Annotated in this window: 24 protein-coding genes; 8 read left to right on the top strand and 16 right to left on the bottom strand. The window is 65.4% G+C overall.

Translation table 11 applies throughout. The features are described from left to right. Positions 1 to 32 precede the first annotated feature (32 nt). Both CFP68_RS17805 and CFP68_RS04815 read left to right on the top strand, forming a co-directional pair. A complete protein-coding gene (locus tag CFP68_RS17805; RefSeq protein ID WP_145953395.1) occupies positions 33 to 782 on the top strand; it encodes a gamma-glutamyl-gamma-aminobutyrate hydrolase family protein in 750 nt (249 codons plus the stop codon). Beyond that, positions 779 to 2239: an N-acyl-D-amino-acid deacylase family protein gene (locus CFP68_RS04815; protein ID WP_099825124.1), complete on the top strand. Its 1461-nt coding sequence runs from the start codon at positions 779 to 781 to the stop codon at positions 2237 to 2239. The genes CFP68_RS17805 and CFP68_RS04815 overlap by 4 nt, the downstream gene beginning before the upstream one ends. On the opposite strand, the gene CFP68_RS04810 is transcribed toward CFP68_RS04815, so the two are convergent. Together CFP68_RS04810 and CFP68_RS04805 are read right to left on the bottom strand one after the other, a co-directional pair. Then, positions 2232 to 2861 carry a DUF6963 family protein gene (locus CFP68_RS04810; protein WP_099825120.1) on the bottom strand — a complete coding sequence of 210 codons (630 nt, stop codon included), beginning with the start codon at positions 2859 to 2861 and terminating at the stop codon, positions 2232 to 2234. The genes CFP68_RS04815 and CFP68_RS04810 overlap by 8 nt on opposite strands. Then, positions 2858 to 3841, bottom strand: a complete 984-nt coding sequence (locus CFP68_RS04805) for a P1 family peptidase (RefSeq protein ID WP_099825117.1) — start codon at positions 3839 to 3841, stop codon at positions 2858 to 2860. Before CFP68_RS04805 ends, CFP68_RS04810 begins: the two co-directional genes overlap by 4 nt. A gap of 111 nt (positions 3842 to 3952) precedes the next feature. Between CFP68_RS04805 and CFP68_RS04800 the strand changes: the two genes are divergently transcribed. The 6 genes from CFP68_RS04800 (at position 3953) to CFP68_RS04775 (ending at position 10984) form a co-directional block, all read left to right on the top strand. Then, positions 3953 to 5584: an amidohydrolase gene (locus CFP68_RS04800; protein ID WP_099825114.1), complete on the top strand. Its 1632-nt coding sequence runs from the start codon at positions 3953 to 3955 to the stop codon at positions 5582 to 5584. 55 nt (positions 5585 to 5639) lie between these two features. Then, positions 5640 to 7235, top strand: a complete 1596-nt coding sequence (locus CFP68_RS04795; RefSeq protein ID WP_099825112.1) for an ABC transporter substrate-binding protein — start codon at positions 5640 to 5642, stop codon at positions 7233 to 7235. 65 nt (positions 7236 to 7300) lie between these two features. Next, entirely contained in the window at positions 7301 to 8236 is a 936-nt protein-coding gene (locus CFP68_RS04790; RefSeq protein WP_099825110.1) for an ABC transporter permease, read from the top strand. Beyond that, positions 8233 to 9057 carry an ABC transporter permease gene (locus tag CFP68_RS04785; RefSeq protein WP_099825108.1) on the top strand — a complete coding sequence of 275 codons (825 nt, stop codon included), beginning with the start codon at positions 8233 to 8235 and terminating at the stop codon, positions 9055 to 9057. Before CFP68_RS04790 ends, CFP68_RS04785 begins: the two co-directional genes overlap by 4 nt. After that, on the top strand, positions 9054 to 10013 hold the full coding sequence (locus CFP68_RS04780; protein WP_099825106.1) for an ABC transporter ATP-binding protein: 960 nt from the start codon (positions 9054 to 9056) through the stop codon (positions 10011 to 10013). Before CFP68_RS04785 ends, CFP68_RS04780 begins: the two co-directional genes overlap by 4 nt. Continuing rightward, a complete protein-coding gene (locus CFP68_RS04775) occupies positions 10010 to 10984 on the top strand; it encodes an ABC transporter ATP-binding protein (RefSeq protein WP_099825104.1) in 975 nt (324 codons plus the stop codon). The genes CFP68_RS04780 and CFP68_RS04775 overlap by 4 nt, the downstream gene beginning before the upstream one ends. A 3-nt stretch (positions 10985 to 10987) precedes the next feature. Here the strand turns inward: CFP68_RS04775 and CFP68_RS04770 are convergent, their stop codons facing one another. From CFP68_RS04770 to CFP68_RS04705, 14 genes are all read right to left on the bottom strand, one after another. Further along, positions 10988 to 12628 carry a flavin monoamine oxidase family protein gene (locus CFP68_RS04770; protein WP_099825102.1) on the bottom strand — a complete coding sequence of 547 codons (1641 nt, stop codon included), beginning with the start codon at positions 12626 to 12628 and terminating at the stop codon, positions 10988 to 10990. Positions 12629 to 12648: 20 nt separating this feature from the next. Beyond that, positions 12649 to 13422, bottom strand: coding sequence for a nitrilase-related carbon-nitrogen hydrolase (locus tag CFP68_RS04765; protein WP_099825100.1), 774 nt, complete (start codon positions 13420 to 13422; stop codon positions 12649 to 12651). A gap of 57 nt (positions 13423 to 13479) precedes the next feature. Beyond that, entirely contained in the window at positions 13480 to 14466 is a 987-nt protein-coding gene (locus tag CFP68_RS04760; RefSeq protein ID WP_099825098.1) for a dipeptide ABC transporter ATP-binding protein, read from the bottom strand. Beyond that, positions 14463 to 15440 (bottom strand): ABC transporter ATP-binding protein, encoded by a 978-nt coding sequence (locus CFP68_RS04755; RefSeq protein WP_099825095.1) that lies wholly within the window; start codon positions 15438 to 15440, stop codon positions 14463 to 14465. The genes CFP68_RS04760 and CFP68_RS04755 overlap by 4 nt, the downstream gene beginning before the upstream one ends. A gap of 4 nt (positions 15441 to 15444) precedes the next feature. Next, the gene (locus CFP68_RS04750) at positions 15445 to 16350 is read right to left on the bottom strand and encodes an ABC transporter permease subunit (protein WP_099825093.1); all 906 of its coding nucleotides are present in this window, start codon (positions 16348 to 16350) and stop codon (positions 15445 to 15447) included. A gap of 40 nt (positions 16351 to 16390) precedes the next feature. Further along, positions 16391 to 17398, bottom strand: a complete 1008-nt coding sequence (locus tag CFP68_RS04745) for an ABC transporter permease subunit (RefSeq protein ID WP_099825091.1) — start codon at positions 17396 to 17398, stop codon at positions 16391 to 16393. Next, positions 17392 to 18501 (bottom strand): M24 family metallopeptidase, encoded by a 1110-nt coding sequence (locus CFP68_RS04740; protein WP_099825089.1) that lies wholly within the window; start codon positions 18499 to 18501, stop codon positions 17392 to 17394. Before CFP68_RS04740 ends, CFP68_RS04745 begins: the two co-directional genes overlap by 7 nt. 80 nt (positions 18502 to 18581) lie before the next feature. After that, positions 18582 to 20171, bottom strand: coding sequence for an ABC transporter substrate-binding protein (locus CFP68_RS04735; RefSeq protein ID WP_099825086.1), 1590 nt, complete (start codon positions 20169 to 20171; stop codon positions 18582 to 18584). Between the two features lie 241 nt (positions 20172 to 20412). Next, positions 20413 to 21441, bottom strand: coding sequence for a trans-3-hydroxy-L-proline dehydratase (locus CFP68_RS04730; RefSeq protein ID WP_099825084.1), 1029 nt, complete (start codon positions 21439 to 21441; stop codon positions 20413 to 20415). Positions 21442 to 21458: 17 nt separating this feature from the next. Continuing rightward, the gene (gene lhpI / locus CFP68_RS04725; RefSeq protein ID WP_099825082.1) at positions 21459 to 23132 is read right to left on the bottom strand and encodes a cis-3-hydroxy-L-proline dehydratase; all 1674 of its coding nucleotides are present in this window, start codon (positions 23130 to 23132) and stop codon (positions 21459 to 21461) included. 15 nt (positions 23133 to 23147) lie between these two features. Next, on the bottom strand, positions 23148 to 24149 hold the full coding sequence (locus CFP68_RS04720) for a 4-hydroxyproline epimerase (RefSeq protein ID WP_099825079.1): 1002 nt from the start codon (positions 24147 to 24149) through the stop codon (positions 23148 to 23150). Further along, complete coding sequence (locus CFP68_RS04715) at positions 24146 to 25381, bottom strand: NAD(P)/FAD-dependent oxidoreductase (protein WP_099825077.1); 1236 nt, start codon at positions 25379 to 25381, stop codon at positions 24146 to 24148. The genes CFP68_RS04720 and CFP68_RS04715 overlap by 4 nt, the downstream gene beginning before the upstream one ends. Further along, the gene (locus tag CFP68_RS04710; protein WP_099825075.1) at positions 25381 to 26103 is read right to left on the bottom strand and encodes an amino acid ABC transporter ATP-binding protein; all 723 of its coding nucleotides are present in this window, start codon (positions 26101 to 26103) and stop codon (positions 25381 to 25383) included. Before CFP68_RS04710 ends, CFP68_RS04715 begins: the two co-directional genes overlap by 1 nt. Beyond that, positions 26096 to 26749 (bottom strand): amino acid ABC transporter permease, encoded by a 654-nt coding sequence (locus tag CFP68_RS04705; RefSeq protein WP_099825072.1) that lies wholly within the window; start codon positions 26747 to 26749, stop codon positions 26096 to 26098. Before CFP68_RS04705 ends, CFP68_RS04710 begins: the two co-directional genes overlap by 8 nt. Position 26750 lies beyond the last annotated feature (1 nt).

Raw genomic sequence — 26750 nt, 5'->3', positions numbered from 1 at the left:
AGCACTTGGCAGGTGCAACCGGGGAGGATGCGATGGTTCCGCTGATCGGCCTGACCAGTTACGGACGGCAGGAAAAAGTCGTGATCAATCCGCCCGACGATGCACATTACCTTGTCGCGGCCACCTATGTGGATGCCGTGCGCGCGGCCGGTGGCGCCCCTGTGATCCTGCCCGGAGACGAGCCACACCCCGACCGCTGGCTGGACGCACTGGACGGCATCGTGTTCACCGGTGGCGGCGACCTGGACCCGGCGCTTTACGGTGGTGATGGCGCGCACCCGTCGCTTGGCACCGTCTGTCCCGACAGGGACAGGGCCGAGATCGGCCTGACGCGGGCGCTTCTGGCGCGCGGCGACGTGCCGGCGCTGTTCATCTGTCGCGGCATTCAGGTGCTGAACGTGGCGATGGGCGGCACCCTGCACGAACATATCGCCGATCCCGGCGCGCTGCACCGCGCGGATCGCGCGACAGGCGCCTTCTGGGCGCGCGAGCGGGTGACGGTCGGCCGCGAGTCCATCCTTTCGGCCGTGCTGGGACGCGACACGATCACGGTATCGTCGTCGCATCACCAGGCGATCCGCACGCTGGCCCCAGGTCTGCGCGTGACAGCCACCGCCGATGACGGCACGATCGAGGCGGTGGAGTCGACGGCGCATCCCTTTGTCCTGGGCGTTCAGTGGCACCCCGAGGCCGATTTCGCCACCGATCCGCTGCAACTGGCCCTGTTCCGGGGATTGGTTGACGCCGCGGATCCGGCGCGCGTCCGCCGGCGCGCATCATGAGCGGCCGGTTCGATTTGGTCGTGCACGATGTCACCCTGCACGACGGCACGGGGGCCGAGGGGCGCACGGCAAGCCTGGCGGTGGCCAACGGCCGGATCGCGCGGATCGACGACACCATCACGGCCCCTGCGGAGCGCGAGATCGACGGCACCGGCCTGGCCCTGTCGCCCGGTTTCATCGACGTGCACACCCATGACGACCGCGCCATTCTGGCCACCGACATGGCGGCCAAGCTGACGCAGGGGGTGACCTGCGTGGTGGTCGGCAACTGCGGCATCTCGCTGGCGCCGCTGCCCGGGTCGGGCGGGGTGGTGCCGCCGCTGGACCTGATCGCACGGGGGCCGGGGGATCTGTTCGCGCGCTACGCCGATTACCTGTCGGCGGTGGCCGATGCCGGACCCGTCGTGAACATGGTGGGTCTTGTCGGCCATTCCACCTTGCGCCTGGCGACGATGGACCGGCTGGATCGTGCCGCAATGGGGCCCGAGGCGCGGGCGATGCGCGATCTGCTGGACCGGGCTTTGGACGACGGGGCCATCGGGTTGTCGACGGGGTTGTATTACGAACCGGCCAACGCGGCCTCGACCGTCGAGATCCTGCAGGTTGCCGAACCTCTGGCGCGTTTCAACGGCGTTTATACCACGCATCTGCGGGACGAGGCCGACGGCGTGCTGGACGCCATGGAAGAGGCGTTCGAGATCGGGCGCGGTGCCGACGTACCCGTCGTCCTGTCGCATCACAAGGTCACGGATGCGCGCAACCGGGGGCGCACCGCCGAAACCCTGCCGGTGATCGCCGCGCGGGCGGCCGAACAACCGGTGACGCTGGACGTCTATCCCTACAACGCGTCGTCCACCGTGCTGGAAGCGAAACGCGCGACCGAGGTGGACCGCATCATCATCACGTGGTCGAAACCCCGCCCCGATCTGGCCGGGCGGGAATTGTCGGATATTGCCGCCGAAATGGCGTGCAGCCGGGTCGAGGCCGTGGCGCGTCTGCAACCGGCCGGAGCGGTCTATTTCTCCATGGCCGAGGAAGACGTGCGCCGGGTGCTGCAGTTTCCCATGACGATGGTGGGGTCCGACGGTCTGCCCCATGACGTGCGCCCGCATCCGCGCCTGTGGGGCACGTTCCCGCGCGTTCTGGGCCATTATGTGCGCGATGTCGGCCTGTTCGGTCTGCCCGAGGCGCTGCGCCGCATGACATCGCTGCCCGCCGCGCGGTTCGGCCTGACCGGGCGCGGCGTGCTGCGCGAGGGCGCGTTCGCGGACATGGTTCTGTTCGATGCCACCAGGATCGCGGACATGGCGGATTTCGCCGAACCGACCCGCGCGGCCGCCGGCATCAGGGCGGTCTGGGTCAACGGGGTCGAGGCCTGCCGCGACGGTGTGACAACCGGCGCGCGGGGCGGACGTGTCCTGCGCAATGCGGATCTGACGGCGAAGGCGTTCAGCTGAACGCGGTCATGCCCGCCTGTGCGATCCGTTCGGCGTACCCCGCCTGCGGCTGGATCGAATTGTGCAGCACGGCCAGCCCGCGGTCGGGGTGGCGGATCAATGCGCGGCCCCGGTCGCGGCGGTGCATCACCAGGGCCGTGTCGGCCAGCGCCACGGCCTTCGCGGTCACCGCGATCAGGCCCGCGTCGATATCGGGGTTGGCGTCGGTCACTTGTCTCACGGCATCGTCCGGTGTCGCGCCGGCATCCAACAGGCGCAGGGCCGCGATGTTGACGGGCACGCCATCGGCCCCGGCGCGGTCCGGCCGCCGGTGGCCCGTCACAAGGCCGTTGTGCGATGCCGCCAGGAATTGCGACAGGGGCACCGCGCGGTCGGGTCCGGATGTGATCACCGCCGCCACCGGCGCCCGCAGCATCAGGCCCAGAACATCGCCCCATGCCGCGCGGACCGCGGTCAGCCCGCCGCGCTGGCACTGAACCGACAACGGCCCCGCTTGGGGCAGGATGGCGGTGAAAACGGCGAAACCGCCGATATCACCGGTGACGCCGGTTTCCGCTGCGTTCCAGCCCGCCACAACCGCCGCCCCGGCACCGGGGCCGAAGGCGGCGATACCGACCGTCACGGCACCACCAGCGCAGGAACGTGCGACGGTCGATCCTTGCCGGCGTCATAGCCATCCATCGGCCCAGCCATCAGCAGCGAATTCAGGATCGCCTGCTGCGTCGTGTCCATCGCCGCCACGAACAGGGGCGAGCATGCGGCATCGTCCAGCAGAGCGCCTTCTTTCGCGGTGGAAAACGCCAGCGCGTAATCGCCCGACCCATGGCTGAGCGCAGCGCCGGTGCGCGCCAGCCCGCCAAAGCAACGCCGCGCCAGACGTTTCAGGCGGCGGGCGTCCAGCGGGGCATCGGTGGCGCAGATGATGACGATCGAACCGTCCGCGTCGGCACCCTGTGACACGGGCCGCCCGTCGATCCGCAGATCGCCACCAAAGTTCGACTGCACCAGAACGCCGACCGTGAACCCGTCGACCACCCGCGACGACGTGCCGATCCCGCCCTTCAGCCCGAACGCCACGGTGCCGGTGCCCGCCCCCACCGCACCCTCGGCCACGGGGCCGGGTTTCGCCGCATCCAGGGCGGCGCGCATCTCGGCCACGGTGGGGCGGGGCGCGCGGATGTCGTTCAGGCGGCTGTCGTTGGTTTCCCCGACCACCGCGTTGATCGACGTGACACGGGCGTTGTCGGGATGGTCCAGCGTATGGGCGATCAGCGCGTCGATGGCCCGCCCCGTGGCCAGGGTGTTGGTCAGCAGGATCGGTGTCTCGATCACACCGAGTTCGTCGATCTGCGTGGCACCGACGAACTTGCCGAAACCGTTCAGAACATCCAACGCCGCGGGCACCTTCCGGGCGAACAGGTTGCCGTCATGGGGCAGGATCGCGGTGGCGCCGGTGCGGGTGCGCGCGCCCTCGTTCAGGGTGCAATGACCCACCATCACGCCGGTCACATCGGTGATCGCGTCCAGCGGCCCAGACGGCAGCGTGCCGACCGCCAGACCCCGCGCAGCCGCCCGATCGCGGGGCCGATCCGTGCCGCTCATGATCTGGGCATCTGCGGACAGATTTTACACATGGTGAAATTTTCCTTTGATTTTCCGACTCGTCCCGCGCAACCTTCGGCCAACCGCCGAGACGATTCAAGGAAACGCTGCATGTCAACGCCGTCCGTTCAGGCCGAAACGATCCTTCACAACGGCACGATCTGGCGCGGTTTCGATGACGGGATCTGCGACGCGGTGGCGATCTGGCAGGGTCGGATCCTGGCCACCGGAACGGACGCCGAGATCACGGCGCTGCGCGGGCCGGACACGCGGATGGTCGATCTGGACGGGCGGTTCGCCACGCCGGGTCTGAACGACAACCACCTGCACCTGATGCCACTGGGCCTGGGGATGGAATGGGTCGATGCCAGCCCGGCCGCCGCGCCGACCCTGACCGCGTTGCAGGATGCGCTGCGCCGGCGCGCCGCCGACACGCCGAAAGGCGGCTGGGTCATGGCGCGCGGATACGACCAGGTCAAGCTGGACATCGGCCGCCATCCCGACATGCGCGAGCTGGACGAGGCCGTGCCCGATCACCCGCTGTTCCTGGTGCGGGCCTGTGGCCATGTCACGCTGGGCAATTCCCGCGCGTTCGAGGCGGCCGGCATCACCATGGACACGCCCGCGCCGTCGGGTGGTGTGATCGAGAAGATCAACGGCCGGCTGACCGGGCTTCTGGCCGAGAACGCGCAGGGGTTGCTGCGCGACGCGCCCCCGGCGCCGACGGTGGATGAATTGATCGCCGCGGCGGAACGCGCGGGCAACTACCTGCTGCGCCACGGCATCACGTCCTGCATGGATGCCGCCGTGGGCATGGCCGCGGGCTTTTCGGAAATCCGCGCCTATCACCTGGCCCTGCGCGATGGGCGCTTGCCGGTGCGGGTGTGGCAGGTGCTGCTGGGCGATCCCGACACCTCGATCGTGCAGGAGTGTTTCGACGCCGGGCTGGTGTCGGGCGTCGGCTGTGACATGCTGCGCGTGGGGGCGGTCAAGATCTTCCTTGACGGATCGACCGGCGGGCGCACCGCCTGGATGAAAGACGCCTATGACGGCCAGCCCGACAACTTCGGCGTTCAGATCCTGCCCGACGACGTGCTGAACCGGATGGTCCACGAGTATCACGCCATGGGCTACCGCATGGCCTGCCATGCCATCGGTGACGCAGCCATCGAACAGTTGATCACCGCCTATGAAAAGGTGCAGGCCGACATGCCGGGCCCGCTGCGTCATCACCGGATCGAACATTGCGGATACCCCGACGCGTCACAGAACGCGCGGATGAAGGCGGCGGGCATCCTGCCGGTGGCGCAGCAGGTGTTCCTGCATGACTTCGGCAACAGCTATGCCTCGGTCCTGGGCGGCGACCGGGCGCAATCGGCCTATCCGATCCGCACCTGGACCGACATGGGGCTGAAGCCATCCACCGGCAGCGACGCGCCGGTGTGCAAACCCGACCCCAGGCCGAACCTGCACCAGATGATCACGCGCGAGACTTGGAACGGCACGGTGATGGACGCCGACCAACGGCTGAGCAACGCCGAAGCCCTGCGCGCCTATACCGAATACGGCGCCCATTCGCAGGGGGCCGACGACGTCAAGGGGCGGCTGGTGCCCGGCCAGTTGGCCGATGTCGCCGTCTTCTCGCGCAACCTGCTGGAGGCGACGCCGGACGAGATACTGAAAGATTCCCATTGCGTCATGACGATCCTCGGTGGGAAGATCGTGCACGAGGCGGGCGGCTGAGACGGGGCCGACCCACCCGAATATATAAATCGAAACCGACAGGGAGAAACCGAAAATGATGAAAACACTTACATTCAGCGCGATGCTGATGGCCGGAACGGCCGTCGCGGCATGGGCGCAGGACGCCACGCCGCAGTCCGGCGGCACCCTGAACTTCACCGCGCCCTACGGCAGCACCTTCGGCACGCTGGACATCCAGACGTCGTCGTCGGTGCAGGATGAATTCGTCGCCAAGGCGATCCATCGCAGCCTGTATGACTGGAACTCGGACACCAGCCAGCCCGAGCTTGAGCTGGCCACCAAGGTCGAAGTCTCGGACGAGGGCCGCACCCACACCTATACCCTGCGCGACGCCAAGTTCCATGACGGCACGACGCTGACCTCGGACGACGTGATCGCATCCTACAAGCGGATCATCGACCCGGCCAACGCCTTCGCCGGCGCGCGGTATTTCACCAACCTGGTGGGTGTGGATGCCTATAAGGAAGACACCTCGAAGGACATCGAGGGTCTGAAGAAGATCGACGACAAGACCTTCTCGCTCACCTATACCGGCGCGACCGAGCCGGGATACGACCTGATGCGCGTCAACGCGGCGATCTATCCCGCCGGGGCAGCGGATCGCGAGGATCTGCAGACCAACCCCATCGGCCTTGGACCGTTCAAGTTCGTCGAGAACATCCCCGGCAGCCGTGTCGTGGTGGAAAAGTTCGACGATTTCTATGAAGAGGGCAAACCTTACCTCGACAAGGTGAACGTCCTGCTGCTGAGCGATGCATCGGCCCGCGACGTGGCGTTCCGCAACGGCGAGATCGACGTGTCGGTGATGGGCCCGTCGCAATACGTGACCTATCAGGCCGACCCGGCGCTGAAGGATCACATCCTGGAGGTGGCCGAAGTCTATACCCGCAACGTCGGCTTCAACCCCGAGCGGGAACCGTTCGACAAGAAGGAAGTGCGCCAGGCGTTCAACCACGCCATCAACACCCCGCTGATCATTGAAAAGCTGGTCAAGAACAAGGCGTATCGCGCAACCAGCTTCCTGCCGATTTCGTCGCCCGCCTACAACAAGGACGCCAAGCCCTACGAATACGACGTCGAGAAGGCCAAGCAGCTGCTGGCCGATGCCGGCTATCCCGATGGCGTCGATGTCGAGCTGACGGCGACGCAGAACGAAAGCTGGGGCCTGACCATCGTCGAAGCGATCATCCCGATGCTGAACGAGGCCGGCATCCGCGTGACGGCCAAGCCGGTCGAGGCGTCGGTGCTGGGCGCCGAGGTTCCGGCCGGCGACTTCCACTCGTTCATGTGGTCCAACGTATCCGGGCCCGATCCGTTTGCCGTGATGACCAGCTTCTATTCCGATACCTCGGTCAGTTCCGGCAACTACTGGCGGTTCGACAACGCCGAGTTCGACGCGCTGTATGAACAGGCCCGCGACGAAAACGATCCCGAAAAGCGCACCGAGCTGCTGCGCCAGGCCAACGACATCATCCAGGAAGAAGCGCCGATGTGGTTCTTCAACTACAACAAGGCGGTGATGGCCTATCAGCCCTGGGTGCACGGATTGCAGGCGAACGCGACCGAGCTGGCGATCCAGAACTACGAAGACATCTGGATCGACGACACGGCGCCCGAATCGCGCCGCTGATCCCTGTCTGAACCCCGATCCGGCGGCATCCCCGTGATGCCGCCGGACCACGGAAAGGAGTGACGATGCTGCGATTCACGATCCGGCGGCTGTTGCAGGTTATTCCCACGATCATCGCCGTCGTCCTGCTGATCTTCGTGATCTTCAGCGTCGTTCCCGGCAGTTTCGCGTCCAGCCTGATGTCCGACGGACGTGGCGGTGCGGACGCCGACATGGTCGCGCGGATCAACGAACAGTTCGGGCTGGACGATCCCGTGCATGTCCGGTTCTTCGATTATGTGACGGGCCTGTTGCAGTTCGACATGGGCGAATCCTTCCGGTTTCGCCAGCCGGTGACCGAAGTGATCGGCGACCGGATCTGGGCCTCGCTGAAACTGTCGATCGCGGCGATGGTGTTCGCCATCGTGGTCGGCGTGCCGCTGGGGTTCATCGCGGCGCTGAAACCGGGCAGCATCCTGGATTCCATCACGATGATCGGCGCCGTGTCGGGCCTGTCGATGCCACAGTTCTGGCTGGGCCTCCTGCTGATGTATTTCTTTGCGCTGATCCTTGGGTGGTTGCCCAGCTTCGGCTATGGCGGCGGCGATTTCAAATACCTGATCCTGCCGGCCATCACGCTTGGCGTGACACCTCTGGCATTGCTGGCCCGCACCACCCGCGCCGGTGTTCTGGAAATCACGAACGAGGATTTCATCCGCACCGCCCATTCCAAGGGGATGAGCAATTCGCGTGTCATCCGCTGGCACCTGACACGAAACGTGATGGTGTTGGTCGTGACCACCATCGGGCTTCAGTTCGGGTCGATGATGGGCCAGGCGGTGGTGATCGAAAAGCTGTTCTCGTGGCCCGGCATCGGCACCTTGCTGGTGGATTCGGTGGCGATCCGCGACATTCCCGTGGTGCAGGGCACGATCCTGGTGATCGTGCTGTGGTTCCTGTTCATCAACACCTTCGTCGATATCATCTATGCGGCGATCGACCCACGGATCAAACAGACATGAGACGTTTCAACCTGAACCTCTGGCTGGGGGGTGTGCTGACCCTGATCGTCATCGTCGGCGCAGTGTTCGCGCCTTGGCTGACATCGCTGGACCCCGTGTTCGACGCCAACCTGATGTATGCCGAAGAACCGCCCAGCGGGCAGTTCTGGTTCGGCACCGACGAACAGGGGCGCGATGTCTATACCCGCGTGTTGTATGGCGCGCGGATCTCGCTGACCGTGGGGATCGTCAGCCAGATCATCAACTCGGTCATCGGCCTGTCGCTGGGCATCTCGGCCGCCTATTGGGGCGGTTGGTGGGATGACCTGGTGAACGGGCTGACCAACGTGATGCTGGCGATCCCGTCGCTGATCTTTGCGCTGGCGATCATGGCGATCCTCGGGCCGGGACTGCCCAGCCTGCTGATCGCTCTGGGGCTGACCAACTGGTCCTGGACCTGTCGCATCGCGCGTTCGTCCACCCTGTCACTGAAGGGTCAGGGATACGTCCAGGCCGCCAGCACACTGGGCTACAGCGACATCCGCATCATGTGGACGCAGCTTTTGCCGAACATGGTCGGGCCGATCCTGGTGATCTCGACCCTCGGGATCGGCGCAGCGGTTCTGGCCGAGGCGGCGCTGTCGTTCCTGGGCCTCGGCATCCGCCCGCCGTTCCCAAGCTGGGGCGCCATGTTGACCGGCGCGCGCGAATTGATCGTGATCGCACCCTGGGCGGCGGTCTTTCCCGGTCTTGCCATCTTTGTCACGGTTCTGGGGTTCAACCTGTTGGGCGACGGGCTGCGCGATTATCTGGACCCCCACATGCGGACACGTCAGCAATGAATGAACCCGTCGAACACAACGCCCCGCTGCTTGAGCTGAAGAACCTGCATGTCGGCATTCCGGGGCGGCGCGGATCGGTGGATATCGTCCGCGACGTCAGCTTTTCGATCATGCCGGGCGAGGCGTTTGGCTTGGTCGGCGAAAGCGGTTCGGGCAAGAGCCTGACCGCGCTGTCGCTGATCCGGCTGCTGAAGAAACCGCTGAAGGTGTCGCAAGGGCAGATCCTGTTCAAGGGCGACGATTTGCAGAATCTGACCGATCGCGCCATGCGCCAGATGCGCGGCGACAGGATCGCGATGATCTTTCAGGAGCCGATGACGGCGCTGAACCCGCTGAAGACCGTGGGCCGCCAGATCGCCGAGATGTTCGTGCTGCACAAGGGCATGGGGTGGGCCGAAGCGGGACGCAAGGCCGTCGATGCGCTGGCATCCGTCCACGTTCCCGCGCCCGAGGAACGGGTGCGCGCCTATCCGCACCAGATGTCGGGCGGGATGCGGCAGCGGGTGATGATCGCCATCGCGCTGGCCTGCGACCCCGACCTTCTGATCGCGGACGAACCGACGACCGCCCTGGACGTGACGGTGCAGGACGAGGTGCTGAAACTGATCGCCGAACTCTGCGCGGCCCGGGGCACGGCGGTTCTGCTGATCTCGCACGACCTGGGGGTGATCGCCAACATGTGCCAACGGGTCGGCGTGATGTATTCGGGCCGCCTGGTCGAGGAACGCGATACCTATGACCTGTTCGCCGATCCGCGCCACCCCTATACCAAGGGCCTGCTGGGCGCCCTGCCCCGTCTGGGCACGCGGCACGGCGCGGCGGGACGGCAGCGGCTGGTGGATATCGACAGCCTGATCAAGGACCGCGACACCCTGTTGCAGGAGTTCTGTTTCGAGCCACGCAATCCGGTGCGCGATCCGCGCCTGCGGGCGGGCATGGCGGGAGGTGTGGAATGAAGGACAACGCCACCACCGCGCCGCCGCTGCTGGAAATCCGCGATCTGCATGTGCATTTCCCGGTGGGCAACAAGCTGTTTGCGCGCAACCGCCGCCTGTTGCGCGCGGTCAGCGGCATCAACCTGTCGCTGGGCCACGGCGAATGCCTGTCGATCGTCGGCGAATCCGGTTGCGGCAAATCCACCACCGCGCTGGCCGTCATGGGCCTGCAGGAGCCGACATCGGGCGACATCCTGGTCGATGGGCAGTCGATCATCGGCGACAATGCCCCCGGCCGGATGGATCGCGCGCGCATCGCGCAGATGGTGTTTCAGGATCCTTATGCGTCACTGAACCCGCGCCAGACCGTGCATCGGTCGCTGGCGGCCCCCCTGCGCCTGCACGGCACGCCGAACAGCGAAATCGACGACCGGGTGGCCGACATCCTGAAAAAGGTCGGCCTGTTGCCCGAACACGGCGCTCGTTTCCCGCACGAGTTCTCGGGCGGTCAACGACAGCGCATCGGCATCGCCCGCGCCCTGATCCTGGGGCCGCGGATCCTGATGCTGGATGAGCCGGTGTCGGCGCTGGACGTGTCGGTGCGCGCACAGATCATCAACCTGTTGCTGGACCTGCAAGAGGATCTGTCGCTGTCTTTCGTGATGATCTCGCACGATCTGGGCGTCGTCGAACACATGAGCGACCGCGTAGCGGTGATGTATTTCGGCCAGATCGTCGAACTGGGCCGGTGGGACGCGATCTTCGCGCGCCCGACGCACCCCTATACCCGCAAGCTGATCGCCACGATCCCCGATCCCGACACCGTGCTGCACCCCGACCGCGACCGCCGGGCCGGGAAAGCACCCGAACCACCCGCGGGCTACCGGTTCTGCCCCGAAGACATCGGGCGTCCCGACGTGTATTCCGTGCCGGCCGAGTCCGCGTTGATCGAGATCGGGCCGGGCCATTTCGTGCGCTGCGCCACGGCCTGAGCATCACGGCAGCTTGACCGGCCCCCAGGCGTCATAGCGGTCGCAGGGTGATGGATTGTCGGTATGAAACGTGCCGCCCAGGTGGCGGATCACGCCGGCCGTCGCGTTCAACGCCGTCTGCACCGCGCCTTCGACCCAGGCGGGGGTGAAGCTGACCCCATCCCCGGCCAGGAAGATGCCGCACTCATGCTGAGGCAGGGTATCCTGCATGAAATGACCGAACATCAGGTGGTTATACCGGTAATGTCCCGGCAGCGCGCCCTTGAACGCACCAAGGAAGTTCGCCTCGTTCTCCCAGCTGATCGTCACCGGTTCGCCCACGATATGTCCGCGGATATCGACACCGGGATAGATCTGTCCCAGCGCCGACAGCGCCAATTCGACCCGCTTTTCCACCCCCAGCGGCAGCACCTTCAGCGCATCGGTCATCCACGCGTAGCTGAGACAGATCACCGACGGGCGGTCCGGCCCGTTGTCGAACAGATAGGTGCCGCGCGTCATCCGGTCGGTCAGGGTCATCGACAGGGTGTCGCGCCCGGTGGCGGGATCGGTGTCTTTCCAGAACGCGCGATCCACCATCACGAACGTCTTGGCCGACTGCATATAGCGTGTACGGTCCAGCGCCATCCACATCTCGTGGCTGAACAGGCGTTCTTCCGTGTCGATGGCGGTGGTCAGCATATGGCTCTGACAGGTGACGACCACGGCGTCGAAACTGTCACAGCGCCCCCAGCGGTCGGTCACGTCGATCTGCCCGTTGTCGGCCCGCCGCAACCGCGCCACCCCGGCGCGCGGCGCACCGCCGTTAAGCGCGGCCAATGTTGTGCCCTTCGGCCAATGGGCGATGCGGTCTGGCGCATGGCGCCACAAACCGTGGGGCACCTGCGCGACACCGCCCTTGATGTAACGTTGGTTTTCGTCGCATTCCGTGGCGTTGACCCGCAGGATTTCCAGCATGGAGTTCGGGAAATCGGAATCCCAGCCGCCGGTGCCGAACCCGACCTGGCCGAACACCTCGCGGTGGCGAAAGCTGAGGCCCTGGAACGCCCTGGACGAGGCCACGAAATCATAGAACGTCCGTTCGTCCCACGTGCGGACTATGGGATCCCAGATTTCCTTGATCCGGGCGGGATCACGGTCGGCGATGGCCTGTTTCAACGCGGTGAAGTCCGCCCCCTGTTCCAGCGCCGCATCGTAAGCTTCGGCGACCTCGTGATACAGGGCCGGCAGGTCGGCCAGCGTTTGCGCATAATGCGTCTGGCCCAGCAGGTCGATCACGGTGGACCCGGCAGCGGGGGTCAGCGGGTTCGGGAACGGCGCGCTGTCCAGCCCCAATAGGTCGGCATAATGCCAGAACCCGCGCGATGAGACCGGGAACCGCATACCGCCCATTTCGGCGATCACGTCGGTGCCTTCGAACCGGTGTGACCGCAACCGCCCGCCAAAGGCGCCCGCCTCGAACACCACGGGCCGCGCGCCCAGTTTCATCAGCTCATATCCCGCGACGATCCCCGCCGCGCCGGACCCGATGATCGCCACCTTGGCGCCGTGGGCCGTGTCGGGCAGCGCGCCAATGCCCGCCGGATGCGCGATCCAATCGTCATAGGCAAAGGGGAAATCCGGGCCGAAAAGGGACATCGTCATATGTGCGGCCTCTCTTGTGCTCAGGTGAAAAGCTCGGGACGGCGGTCGGTGCGATGGGTCTGAAGGGTGCGCGCCCGGTCCAGGCCATCGCGTGACAGGGTGGCGGTGATCGTTTCCGACCTGTCGTGACCGGCGCGGGCCAGATCATCGCCGTCGGCCCCGCAGATACAGGACAAACCGCCATAGGTCACCTCGCCCTCGACGCCGGCAAGATTGGCATAGGCGATGCAGACGGCGTTTTCCTCGGCCCGTGTCGGCACCATCCGCTGGGCCACGCTGTCGAACGGCACCATGTTCGCGGTCGGCACCAGGAGCAGATCGGCCCCCCGCTGCGCCAGCGCCTGCGCCAGTTCGGGAAATTCGATGTCGTAACAGATCGCCAGCGCGACCTTCCATCCTGCCAGATCGAACACCGGCGATATCGTCTCACCGGGCATGAAACGCCCATTGTCTGTGGGGCCGAACAGATGCGTCTTGGCATAGCGGGACAACTCGCGGCCGGTGCGGTCGATGGCGACGGCACCGTTCAGCGGCAGCGGATGGCCGGGCAGCGCCAGCCCGCAGACGATGGCGATGTCATGGCGCGTGCAGATCTCGGCGATCCGGGCGATCAGCCCATCGGCCATGCCAGCGTGATGGCGGATCAGGCCGGGTGCAATGGCATAGCCGCCGATCGCCATTTCCGGGGCCAGCAAGACATCGGCGCCCGCCGCATCACGCGCTGCCGCGTCCAATGCCGTCAGCGCCGCGTCCGGGCCGTTATGGGGTTCCGTCTGCCAGACCGCCAGTTTCATGCCATGCCCTCTCTGGCGGTTTCGGTAAGTCGGCGTCGTGCCCCGGGCCGGACCCTGTCACGCGTCGGCCGAAGGCGAAGCGGTGCCCTGGTTCTCGGGGAAAAAACAGGCCGCGGTGTGACGTTCATTGTTCAGCAGGGGCAATTCCGCGCGGCATTTGGCCTGTGCCTTCCAGCATCGCGGCGCAAAGGGGCATCCGTCGGGAATCGACAGGGGCGACGGCAATTCACCGCTGAGCTTGATGCGTTCCTTCGCCGCGCCGGGTTCGGCCCGGGGCGTCGCCGACAGCAGCGCCTTGGTATAGGGGTGAAAGGGCGCATCGAACACGTCGGCCTTGGGGCCCTTTTCGACCGCGCGCCCCAGATACATGACGATCACCTCGTCCGCGATGTGACGCACGACGCTGAGATCGTGGCTGATGAACACATAGGCCAGTTGCAGCCGCTCCTGAAGTTCCAGCAGCAGGTTCAGGATTGCGCTCTGGATCGACAGGTCCAGCGCCGACACGGGTTCATCCAGCACCAGAACCTTGGGATCCAGCATCAGCGCGCGGGCGATGGCGATACGCTGGCGCTGTCCACCGGAAAACATGTGCGGATAGCGGTCGAAATGTTCGGGGCGAAGACCCACAAGGCCCAGCATGTCGCGCGCCTTCTTCTCACGCTCGGCCCGTGACAGCTTGGTGTTGATCACCAGCGGTTCCATCAGGATCGTGCCGATCCTCTGACGCGGGTTCAACGAGCCGTAGGGATCCTGGAACACGATCTGAACCGACTGGCGCAGGTCGGCCCAATCGGCCTTGACCACCGGTTTGCCGTTCAGTGTCAGGCTGCCCTCGGTCGGCTCCTCGATCATCGAGACCATGCGGGCCAAGGTGGATTTGCCACAGCCGGATTCGCCCACGACGGCCAGCGTGGCACCGGCGCGCACGTCGAAATCCAGACCGGCGACTGCTTTCAGCACCCGGGATTTGCGCAGGAAGCCGCCACTGACGTCATAGTGCCGTTGCAGGTCACGGGCCTGCATGATCGGGGCGTCGGTCATGATGCAACCCTTTCGTTGGCATTCAGCGGATAGAAGCAGCGCGCATGGCCCAAGTCGGCCCCCAGGGGTGCGGGAGGGGTCGATTTGCATTTCGCATCGGCGAACTTGCACCGGGGCGAAAACAGGCACCCGGCGGGCCGGTCGAACTGTCCCGGCACGACACCGGGAATCGTCGGCAGCATCTTTTCGGTCGCGCGTTCGGGCAATGCGTCCAGCAGCGCGCCGGTATAGGGATGGTGCGGCGTGTTGAACAGATCGCCCACCGCCTGTTCCTCGACCTTCTGGCCGGCGTATTGCACGCTGACGCGTTCGGCGGTTTCGGCCACCACGCCCATGTCGTGGGTGATCAGGACCAGGCCCATGCCGGTCTCGCGCCGCAGGTCCGCCAGCAGATCCAGGATCTGCGCCTGAATAGTGACGTCCAGCGCGGTCGTCGGTTCGTCGGCGATCAAAAGCTTGGGTTTGCAGGCGATGGCCATGGCGATCATCGCGCGCTGGTTCATGCCGCCCGACAACTGGTGCGGGAACGCCGACAGCCGCTTTTCGGGATCCGGGATGCCGACCTGTTCGAACAGCTCGATGGCGCGGGCGTGCCGTTCGGCACGGCCCAGACGCAAGTGATAGCGCAGCGCCTCCTTGATCTGCCAGCCGACGGTGAAACAGGGGTTCAGCGACGACATCGGTTCCTGAAAGATCATGGCAAGGTCGTTGCCCACGATCCGCCGGCGGGCGCGCCGATCCATGTTCAGAAGGTCGCGGTCGTCGAACGTGATCTCGTCCGCCGTGACGGTGGCGGTCCAGGGCAAGAGGCCCATCAGCGCCAGCATCGACACCGATTTGCCCGACCCGCTTTCGCCGACGATGGCCAGGATTTCACCGGTGTCGATATCCTGATCAACGGCATCCACGGCGCGGAAGGCCCCGGAGGCAGTGGCGAAATCGACGCTCAGGTTGCGGATGCGCAGCAGCGGCATGGGCTCAGCTCCGTTTCAGCTTGGGGTCAAGCGCATCGCGCAACCCGTCGCCCATCAGGTTGATCGCAAGCACGGTGATCAGGATCGCCAGACCGGGAAAGGTCACGACCCACCAGGCACGCAGGATGAATTCGCGCGCCTCGGCCAGCATGGTGCCCCATTCGGGCGTCGGCGGCTGCGCCCCCATGCCGAGGAAGCCGAGCGCGGCGGCGTCGAGGATCGCGGTCGAAAACGACAGCGCGGCCTGCACGATGATCGGCGCCAGGCAATTCGGAAGGACGGTGACGAACATCAGCCGGAAATATCCGGCCCCCGCGACCCGCGCCGAGGTGACGTAATCCTTCTGCTTTTCCGACAGCACGCTGGCCCGGGTCAGGCGCACGTAATGGGGTTGCAGCACGATGGCGATGGCGATCATCGCATTGGTCAGCGACGGCCCCAGAACCGCCACCAGCACCAACGCCAGCAACAGCGACGGAAACGCCAGGATGATGTCCATGATCCGCATGATGATGCTGTCGACCCAGCGCGGCGCAAAGCCCGCGATCAGCCCGATCATGATGCCCCCGGACGCCGCAACGGTGACGACGACGACGCCCACGAAGAACGAGAACCGCGCCCCGACGATCAGCCGCGACAGCATGTCGCGCCCCAGGGGATCGGTGCCAAGGACGTATTTCCGGCTTCCCCCCTCCTGCCAGGCCGGTGGCAGCAGGGTGTCGGACCGGAACTGCGTCGTCGCATCGTGCGGTGCGATCCACGGGCCGAACAGGGCCAGAATCGCGAAGACGGCAAAGATCCACAATCCGATGACCGCGCCGCGGTTTTCGCGGAAATAGAACCAGAATTCGCGCAGCCGCCCGGGGCGGGCGTGGACCTGGGCGGCTTCTGCGGAAAGGGCGTCGTCCATCAATGGCTGTCCTGTTTCTTCGGTTTCGGGGCGGCCAAGATCAGCGCTTCCTGATCTTCGGATTGATCAGCCCATACAGCATGTCGACAGTCAGGTTCACGACCATGACCATTACCGCGATCAACAGCAGACCGCCCTGCACCACCGGATAATCGCGCCGGAAAATGCTGTCGACCATCCACTTGCCGATGCCCGGCCACGAAAAGATCGTCTCGGTCAGGATCGCGCCGGCCAGCAGCGTGCCGACCGAAAGGCCGATCACGGTGACGACCGGGATCAAGGCGTTGCGCAGCGCGTGGATGCCGTTGATCCGACCCGAGGTCAGACCCTTGGCGCGGGCGGTGCGGATATAATCCTCGCCCAACACTTCCAGCATGGCCGACCGCGTCTGGCGCGCGATCACGGCCAGGGGAATGGTGCCCAGAACGATCGTCGGCAGGATCAGGTGCTGAACCGCCGACGCGAACGCCCCCTTCTGCCCCGAAGCCAGCGAGTCGATCAGCATGAAGCCCGTCGCGTTGGGGAAATAATACATCAGGCTGATCCGGCCCGACACCGGCGTCCATCCCAGGTTGCCCGAGAAGATGATGATCAGCAGCAGCGCCCACCAGAAGATCGGCATCGAATACCCGACCAGCGCGGTGGACATCAGCGCGCGATCGAAGAACTTGCCGCGGTTCACCGCCGCGATCACGCCGGCCGGGATGCCCAGCGCGATGGAAAAGATCATCGCGCAGAACGACAGCTCGAGCGTGGCGGGAAACAGGGCGAAGAATTCGTCCCAGACGGGCCGCTTGGTGACAAAGGAATTGCCCAGATCGCCCTGAAGCACGCCGGTCAGATATTCCCAGAACTGCACGAAGATCGGGCGGTCGAACCCGAATTGCGCCGACAGCTCGGCATAGCGTTCGGGGGTCATGCCACGTTCACCGGCCATCACGACGATTGGGTCGCCGGGCAGCGCGCGGATGAATCCGAAGGAAATCAGCGTCACACCGATGAAGGTCGGAATGAAGGTCAGAAGGCGGCTCAGGACGTAATTCAGCATTTCAAAACCGTGAGGTCCTTGGGAAAGCTTGTCAGCGACTTGTATCCGTCTTCGGTGACCAACACGTCATCCTCGATGCGGACGCCGAAGTTGTCGATCTCGTAAAGACCGGGTTCGTTGGTGTAAACCGTTCCCGCGGGTAATTCCAGATGATTGCCGCGCATGATATACGGGGCCTCGTGCACCTCGCGGCCCAGGCCGTGACCCGTCTTGGTGCGGATCCGGTCGGCAAAGGGCGACGCTTCCAGCACGCCGGTCACGACGTCGTCGATCCGGTGGGCGGTGACCCCGGCCCGCGTCACCTCCAGCCCGGCCATGTTGGCGCGCAGGACGGTGTCGTACACCGCGCGCCCTTCGTCTGTGACGTGGTCCAGGAACACGGTGCGCGTGATGTCGGCGGCAAACCCGTTCTTGGCGGCGCCGAAATCGATCAGCAGCGGGTCACCCGCCTTCAGCGCGTAATCGTCGCGGGCCTTGGCATGGGGGCGGGCCGATCCGTCGCCGGCCGCGACGATGGGCGAGAACGCCAGACCATCCGCACCTTCGGCGAACAGCGCCTGCACCAGCCGTTGTTCCACCTGCTTTTCTGTTTGCCCCAGCCGCACGGACTCGAGCGTGATGGCCAGCGCGCGTTCGGAAATGTCGATGGCGGCCTGCATCGCTTCGATGTCGGCATCGGTCTTGATCATCCGCAGCGCCGAAATCGCCACCTCACCGTCGACGATCCGCAGGTCCGGCTGTGCCCGCAACATCGCATGGTGCACGAACACGCGCATCACCTGCCCTTCGACGGCCAGCGATCCAATCTTCAGCGCCGACAGCATGGCCCCGAACGCCGCGTCATAGCCATCCTGATCGCGCCAGTCGAACACCTGACCGTCGAAGCCGACCAGATCCCAGCTGCCCAATTCGAGGTTGGGCACCAGCGCGACCGGCGCCCGATCGACGGGCGCGATCAGGACGAACGGGCGTTCGTGGCTGCTGAAGGGGTGCTGCACGGCGCGCGCAAAGTTCGGACCCGGCACCAGGGCGACGGCATCGACGCCCAGCTCGGCGGCAACGGCGGTATAGTCGGCAAGACGGTCGTTCAGGGTATCGGTCAACGCAGGGCCCCGCGGTCGGTGATTGAAAGAAGGGGGCGGCGGCCAATCCGCCGCCCCCGAAGGCACGGTTTCGTGCCGGTTTATTGCGACAGGCCGACCTGGTTGAAGATGTGGCCGCCCAGCGGGTGAACGACATAGCCTTCGACCTCGGGACGCATGGTCATGTGCACGACCGAATGCGCGATGGTGGCCCAGGGCGCCTGATCCTTGAACACGACCTGCGCCTGTTCATAGAGGGGGGCGCGCTCTTCCTGGGTCGGCAGGATCTTGGCCTTCTGGATCAGGTCGTCGAACTCTTCGTTGCACCACTGGGCGCGGTTCGACGCGCCGACACCGTCACAGCCCAGCAGAACCGCCAGGAAGTTGTCGGGATCGCCGTTGTCACCGGTCCAGCCCAGAAGAACCGCGCCGTCACGGTCTTCGGCCTTCGAGCGTTCCAGGTATTCACCCCATTCGTAGGACACGATCTCGACGTTGACGCCGACCTTCGCAAAGTCCTCCTGCATCAGCTCGGCCATGCGGCGGGCGTTGGGGTTATAGGGGCGCTGCACCGGCATTGCCCAGATCTTCATGTCCAGGTTCTCGACACCTTCGGCGGCCAGCATTTCCTTGGCCTTCTCGGGGTCATAGGCGTCGTCCTCGACCGCCTGGTTATAGGACCACATGGTCGGCGGGATCGGGTTCTTGGCGATCTGGCCGGATCCCTGGAACACGACATCGATGATCGTCTGCTTGTCGATCGCCATGTTCAGCGCCTTGCGGACCTTCGGATTGTCGAACGGCGCAACCTTGGTGTTATAGGCCAAGTAGCCGACGTTCAGGCCTTCCTGCTCCATCACGACGATGTTCTCGTTGTCCTTCATTTCCTGCACGTCGGCGGGGTTCGGATAGGCCATGACGTGGCATTCGCCGGCCTGCACCTTCTGATAGCGCACCGAGGCGTCGGGCGTGATCGCGAAGATCAGGCTTTCGACCTTGGCCTTGTCGCCCCAGTAATCGTCGTTGCGCAGGTAACGGATCACCGCGTCCTTCTGATAGGCCTGGAACGTGAAGGGGCCGGTGCCGATGGGCGCTTGGTTCAGCATCTCGGGCGTGCCCGCTTCCAGCATCGCGTCGGCATATTCCTTGCTGACGATCGATGCGAAATCCATCGCCATGTTGGCAAGGAACGGTGCTTCGGGACGGGTCAGGTTGAAGACGACGGTGTAATCGTCCTTCTTCTCGATGCTCTCGACCAGTTCGGGCATCGACATGCCAGCATAGTATTCCCAGGTGCCGCCGGAAACCTGGTTGTAGGGGTTGTCGTCGTTGCCCTGGCGATCGAACGAGAAGATCACGTCGTCGGCGTTGAAATCGCGGGTCGGCGTGAACTGGTCGTTCGAGTGGAACTTGACACCCTTGCGCAGGTTGAACGTGACGGTCTTGCCGTCCTCGGACACTTCCCAGCTTTCGGCCAGACCGGGCAGCACTTCGGTGGTGCCGACCTTGAATTCGGTCAGGTGATCATAGATCGGGTGGCTGGACGCATCGAAGGTGGTTCCGGCGGTATAGAGCGCGGGATCGAACCCTTCGGGCGATCCTTCGGAACAATAGACCAGCGACTGGGCCGAAGCCGAGGCGCCCATCGCGGCCATCAAGAGGCCGCCGGCGATTGTGTATTTCAGTGACATTCCAAACTCTCCGTCTGTTGGTTGTTCTTCTTCGGGCCGATGGGTCCGAGTGCTTTTCAACGTTGTCATCCGTGCGCGCATCGCAGGGGCAGACCAGTGTCCTGATCCGGCGCCCCGGGTTGCGTCTGCAAATTCGACCGCTCGCATGCTGTGATCAAAAACCCCATGCGTCAAGGCGATAACCGGCCGATTTGCGCCCTGACCCTGCGGCACCCCGGCGGCGATCTGCGGTGCGACCGGATCAGCGCGCGCCCCAGGTATCGGACAGCCGATATCCCTCGGGCCACGGGTCGTCGGGGTCCAGCATGTGCTGATGCGTGCCGGTGATCCAGCCGCGTCCCGACAGTTCCGGCAGGATCGCCGGACGGTCGCCGACGCGGGTTTCATCGACGATGCGGCCGGTGAATGTCGACCCGATCAGCGACACCGCCGTCAGCGTGTCGTCCTGCGTCATCTGGCCGCGCGCCGACAGCACCGCCATGCGCGCGCACAGCGCCGTGCCGGTGGGCGACCGGTCGACCTTGCCGGGACGGATCGCCACGGCGGCCCCGGCGCGCAGGGCATTGCCGTCGCGCGTCAGCGGACCCGCGAACAGGCAGAACGAGATGTGCCGCCAGTCGGGGTTGTCGGGATGATGAAACCCCAGCGCCTCGTTCGCGGCTGCGGTGATCCGCACCCCCAGCCGCGCGATATCATGCGCCTCGTCCTGCGTCAGCCCAAAGCCCAGCTTTTGGGCATCCACGAACACGAAGCTGTCGCCGCCATAGGCGGTATCGACGTTCAGCGTGCCCAACCCCTCTACCTCCAGCTTGGCGTCGAGTTGTGCGGCAAAGCTGGGCAGGTTGCGCACGAAGATGCGTTCGGCCTTGCCGTTGCGGCATTCGGCGCGCACCCGCACCAACCCGCCCGGTGCCTCAAGCGTCAATTCCGTCACCGGTTCGGTCATCGGCACGATCCCGGCGTCCAGCAGCACCGTGGACACGCAGATCGAGTTGGAGCCCGACATCGGCGGCGTGTCTTCCGGCTCCATGATGATGAAGGCGGCATCGGCGCGCGGATCCTTGGGCGGCACCAGAAGGTTGACGTGCCGGAACACCCCGCCCCGCGGTTCGTTCAGCATGAAGTTGCGAAGGGTTTCATCCCGCGCGATCCAGCGCGATTGTTCCCAGACGGTATCTCCCGGTGGCGGGGCGACACCGCCGACGATGACATCTCCGACCTCGCCTTCGGCATGGGCGGAGATGACATGGACGATTTTCGAACTGCGCATGGAAAGCCTCTTTTCGGTCAGGACAGCCAGTCGGGAAGATCCGTGCGCGCCCGGCCCGACACGGCGGTTTCGGCGCAATCGGCAAGGCTGCCGAAACGCACCTGCCGCCCCGACAGGCCGGGGGCGTAATGGGCGTATTTGCCGGAATTGGTCATCAACACCCGCGCTTCGGGCGGAAACACGGGTTCGGAGATCGAACACCAGCAGATGTCCGGCACCACCTGAACGCCCGCCGCTTCCAGCCGCGCGACGATGCCCTCCTCGCGGGCCGCGTCCAGAACGTATCGTCCCAACGTCACGATCACCGATGTTTCCGCATGGCGTTGCTGGCCCGTCATCAGACGGTCAAGCGCGCGACATTCGGCCAGCGAAAAATGCGGGCTTCCGAAGGCCACCAGATCGACCTCAGCCGGGGCGGTGTTGAACTGTTGCCAGACGCGCACCAGATCGTCACGCCCGATGCGCACCATGTCGGCGTCCGCCGCGATGGCATGATCCGCCTCGGGTGTGATCCCCGCCACATGCAGCATCGGCGCGGCCGAGGTGGTGCCGAAGGCGGCGCACAGCGCTTTCAGGTCGTCATCGGTGGGAGATGTTCCCTCAAGCCCCGTCAACAGCGGGATCCGGTCGGGCGCGCATTGCCCGGCCAGCCAGCCCAGCATTGGCCAAAGCGCGTCATCATGGCCCGGGGGCAGATCGACGGCGATCACCCGGCGCGCCGCGCGGTCGGCATCGAGATAGACGCCCGACAGCGGCGCGCGCCCGGTCAGGGCGATGAACAGGTCCAGGAAATCGGGATGCTTGACCGTCCGCGCCCCCAGCACCGAATTGGCATAGATCACGGCGTTGGATTCCGACCAGCCGATGGATTCGCCCAGCGCCGGCGCGTCGTCCAGCAGATAGGGCGCGCAGGTGAAACTGGGCCGGGCGCCCATTTCGACATAGGCATCGGCCAGCCGTTGGGCGGGCAGGCCGAAATCGGGCGGCACGCCCTGCGCGGTCCAGTTGGCGTGATCGACCGAAATCGCGTTCATCGTCGTTGGCACCTTCACCCGCGCGCCCATGTCGGCCATGGCACGGGCAAAGCGCAGGTTGGCCGGACTGGCATAGATGCAGCCGTCGATGTGGGCGCGGGTCACGTCGGTCAGTTCGCGCGCCCCCTGCCCCGCCGCCATGGCACAGATCACCTGCATCGCCAGTTGCGTCGCGCGGTCGTCACCGTCCAGCATCGCATGGTCGCCGTCGCTCAGGGTCAGCCGATCCGTGGGCAGCGGATCCAGCGGCACCGACAGATCGCCCGCCGTCAGCGTCCCAGCCGTGATCCGCGCGGTATCGGCCCGCGACAGCCGGTCGTATTCGCCACCGTCCAGCCGCACCACCGGCAAGGTCAGATCGAACATCCGTCCCGCGATCAGCGCGCCGAGGGTCAGGATATCCTCGGCCTCGCGGAACACCAGCGCGGCGGGCGCGTGGCCGTTCAGCGCCAGTTCCAGCAACACGCCGCTGCCGGTGCACGACCCCCGGCTGGTGGGCATCACGACGATCCGACCGGCCAGCGTTTCGCCGCACAACGGGTGGTGCGCATCGATCACACGGCCCGTGGCCGCATCGACGCCACCCCAGAACGACAGCCCTTCGGTGAACGCCAGAACCCGGCCTTCGGCATGGCCCGCGACGATGATCTGCGCCATGACTGGCCCTTCCGGTCAGGTGACGACGAACCCGTGCGCGAACGGATCGCGGTCGTCGATGAAGATGGTGTTGAACCCCGTGACCCGTGCCCACCCGGCGATGGACGGCACGATGGCGGGGATGCCCGCCACCTGCGTCGCCTCCTCTACCCGGCCCTTGAACAGCGATCCGATGATCGATTCATGCACGAAGGTATCGCCCGGTTTCAACAGGCCCTTGGCCGCGCGCTGCGCCATGCGCGCCGAGGTGCCGGTGCCGCACGGTGACCGGTCGATCGCCTTGTCGCCATAGAACACCGCGTTGCGGGCGTGAGCGTCGGGATGGCGCGGCGCGCCCGTCCACAGGATATGGCTGAGCCCGCTGATCGCGGGCAGTTCGGGATGGACGAATTCGTATTTCGCATTCAGTGCGGCACGCAGTTTCGGGCTGAGGCCGATCAGTTGCGACGCGGTGAAATCGGCGATGTCGCGGAAATTCTTCTGCGGCTCGACAATGGCATAGAAGTTGCCGCCATAGGCCACGTCGACGATGATTTCGCCCAGGTCTTGAATCTCGACGCTCAGCCCCTCGGAATGCAGGAAGCCGGGCACGTTGGTCAGGCGCACCTCTTCGATGAACCGCCCTTCCTGGCGGTAGGTCACATCGACCCGGCCTGCCGGTGTCTCCAGCCGCAACTGGCCCGGCGTTTCCGGCCGGATCAACCCGTTTTCCAGCGCGATGGTGACCGTGCCGATGGTGCCGTGACCGCACATCGGCAGGCACCCCGAGGTTTCGATGAACAGCACCGCGATATCGCAATCGTCGCGCGTCGGCGGATACAGGATCGAGCCGGACATCTGGTCGTGGCCGCGCGGCTCGAACATCAGGCCGGTGCGGATCCAGTCGTATTCGGCCAGGAAATGCGCGCGCTTTTCCAGCATGTTGGCGCCGCGCAGCAGCGGCGCGCCCCCGGTGACAAGCCGGACGGGGTTGCCGCAGGTATGGCCGTCGATGCAGGGGAAGGTGTGTTGGGTCATGTCTGTCTCGTGAAACGTGCCGGGGAAAACGGCGTGATGTCGATTTTCGGGGTCTGGCCGGTCAGCAGATCGGCGACGATATCGGCGGTGGCGGTGGATTGCGTCAGGCCAAGGTGGCCGTGACCGAAGGCGCAGAACACATCCGCCCGCCCGGGCAGCGGGCCGATGGCGGGCAGACTGTCGGGCAATGACGGGCGGAACCCCATCCATTGCGTACCGCCGGTGATGTCCAGACCGGGCAGGAATTGCGCGGCCTTGTTCAGCATGGCATCGGCGCGGGCATAGTTCGGCGCGCGTTCCAGCCCGCCCAGTTCGACCGCGCCGCCGACCCGCAGGCCCGAGCGCAGGCGCGACACGACGAAACCGTGACCGCCGAACGTCACCTGACACCGCAGATCGAACCCGTTGTCGGGCAGCGTCGTGTTGTAGCCGCGTTCGGTTTCCAGCGGGATCCGCACGCCCCCCGTTCGGGTCAGCCGATGCGAATGGGCGCCTGCCGCCAGAACGACGCGGCCCGTCATGTCGCCCGCGCTGGTGGCGATACCGTCCGGCGTCAGGGCCTGCGCCTCGGCAATCGTGATCTCGCCGCCGTTCGCGCGGACAAGATCGGCCAGCGCGACGGTATAATCCTTGGGATCGTCAATGGTGAACCAGTGGGGGGTGAACGCCGCATGGGTAAAGCGCGGTGACAGACCGGGCTGATAGTCCGCGATCTCGTCACCCTGCAGATGGCGAAACTCGACGCCCGCCTCGGCCCGCGCTCGCCAGCCGGGCAGCGACGCCTGAAATTCACGCGCCCCTTCGTAAACCTGCAACTGCCCCTCGCGGCGCAGCATGTTCGACAGCCCGGACCGGTCCAGAAACGGCTCAAGCGTTTGCGCCGCCAGCCGCATGATCGCGACCTGTGCCACCGTCGACACCCGCACCTGCGCCGGGCGGCTGGCGCGCCAGAACCGCCACATCCAGGGCGCGATGCGCGGCGCGTATCCGACCGGCACGCTGAGCGGGCCCAGCGGATCCAACAGCCATTTCGGCGCCTGCCGCATGATGCCGGGCGATGCCAGCGGCAGCACATCGGAAAACGCGAAGGCCCCCGCGTTGCCGGCCGACGCCCCCGCCGCCGGGCCGGCGCGGTCGATGACACGCACGCTCAGCCCGCGGGCCTGGGCGGACAGCGCAATGGACAGGCCGACGACACCGGCCCCGACCACGATCACATCCGGCGTCTTCATTACCGCACGTTCGACAGAAATTTCTGCGTTTCTTCGTTCTGCGGCGATTCGAAGATCTGCTTCGGCGATCCGATCTCTTCCATCACGCCCTTGTTGAAGAACGCCACCCGGTCCGAGACTTCGCGCGCGAAGTGCATCTCGTGGGTGACGCAGATCATCGTCATTCCGTCATCGGCCAACAGTTTCAGCGTATCCAGAACCTCGCCGACCAGTTGCGGATCCAGCGCCGATGTCACTTCGTCGAACAGGATGTAGTCGGGCGACATCGCCAGGGCGCGAGCAATCGCCATGCGCTGCTGCTGACCACCCGACAGGCGCGACGGATATACCTTGAGCTTGTCGCCAAGACCCACGTGGCTCAGCTGTTTCACGGCAATTTCCTCGGCATCGCGCTTGGACATGCCCTTGACCTTGCGCGGCGCCAGCGTGACGTTTTCCATCACGGTCAGGTGCGGGAAGGCGTTGAACTGCTGGAACACGATGCCGATCTTGCGGCGCAACTTGTTCAGGTCGGTGGACTTGGCATGAACCTCGGTGCCATCGACCAGGATGCGGCCCTGCTGAATCGGCTCCAGCCCGTTGATGCAGGTCAGCAGCGTCGACTTGCCGGATCCCGATCCGCCGATCACCGAGACGACCTCGCCCTTGTCGACGGTCAGGTTGATCCCCTTCAGCACCTGAAGCGCGCCAAAGGATTTGTGGACGTTTTCGATCTCAATCATTCTCTTGCCACCTTTTTTCCAAGCGACCGCCAAGTCGGGCAATGGGGAAGCTCAGCATGAAATAGATCGCCCCCGTGACCAGCAGGATGAACATCGGCTCCTGCAACCGGGTGATCAGGGTCTGGCTGGATTTCAGCAATTCGAAGATCCCCAGCCACATGACCAGCGCACTGTCCTTCATCACGCCAAGGGTCAGGCCGATCCAGCTGGGCAAGGCCACCCGAAGCGCCATGGGAAACACGATCTGGGTCATGTCCTGCCCCCATGTCATGCCCAGCGAACGGGCGGCGCGGCGCGTCACCATCGGGACGGCCTCGATGGCACCGCGCACGATTTCGGTGCAATAGGCGGATGTATAAAGCGACAGCACGATACATGACGTCACGAACGGCGACAGGCCCAGGCCGGCGATGGCCTGGAAGGCGTTGGCCAGGATCAGCTGGATCAGCAGCGGCACCGAGCGGAACACATCGAGCAGGAAGGTCAGCGGGATCGCCATCCACGGCTTGATCTGGGTGCGGATCACGCCAAAGGCCAGCCCCATGACCGTGCCGCCCACAACGGCGAACGCCGTGATCAGCAACGTCACGCCCGCGCCCTTGAGCATGAACATCAGGTCGTTGAGTGTCAGGGAAGTCTCGAACATC

The organism is Oceaniglobus indicus (genome assembly GCF_002751875.1).
In the GTDB taxonomy this organism is placed as follows: Bacteria; Pseudomonadota; Alphaproteobacteria; order Rhodobacterales; family Rhodobacteraceae; genus Oceaniglobus; species Oceaniglobus indicus.
This window is presented reverse-complemented; position numbering and strand designations above follow the sequence as displayed.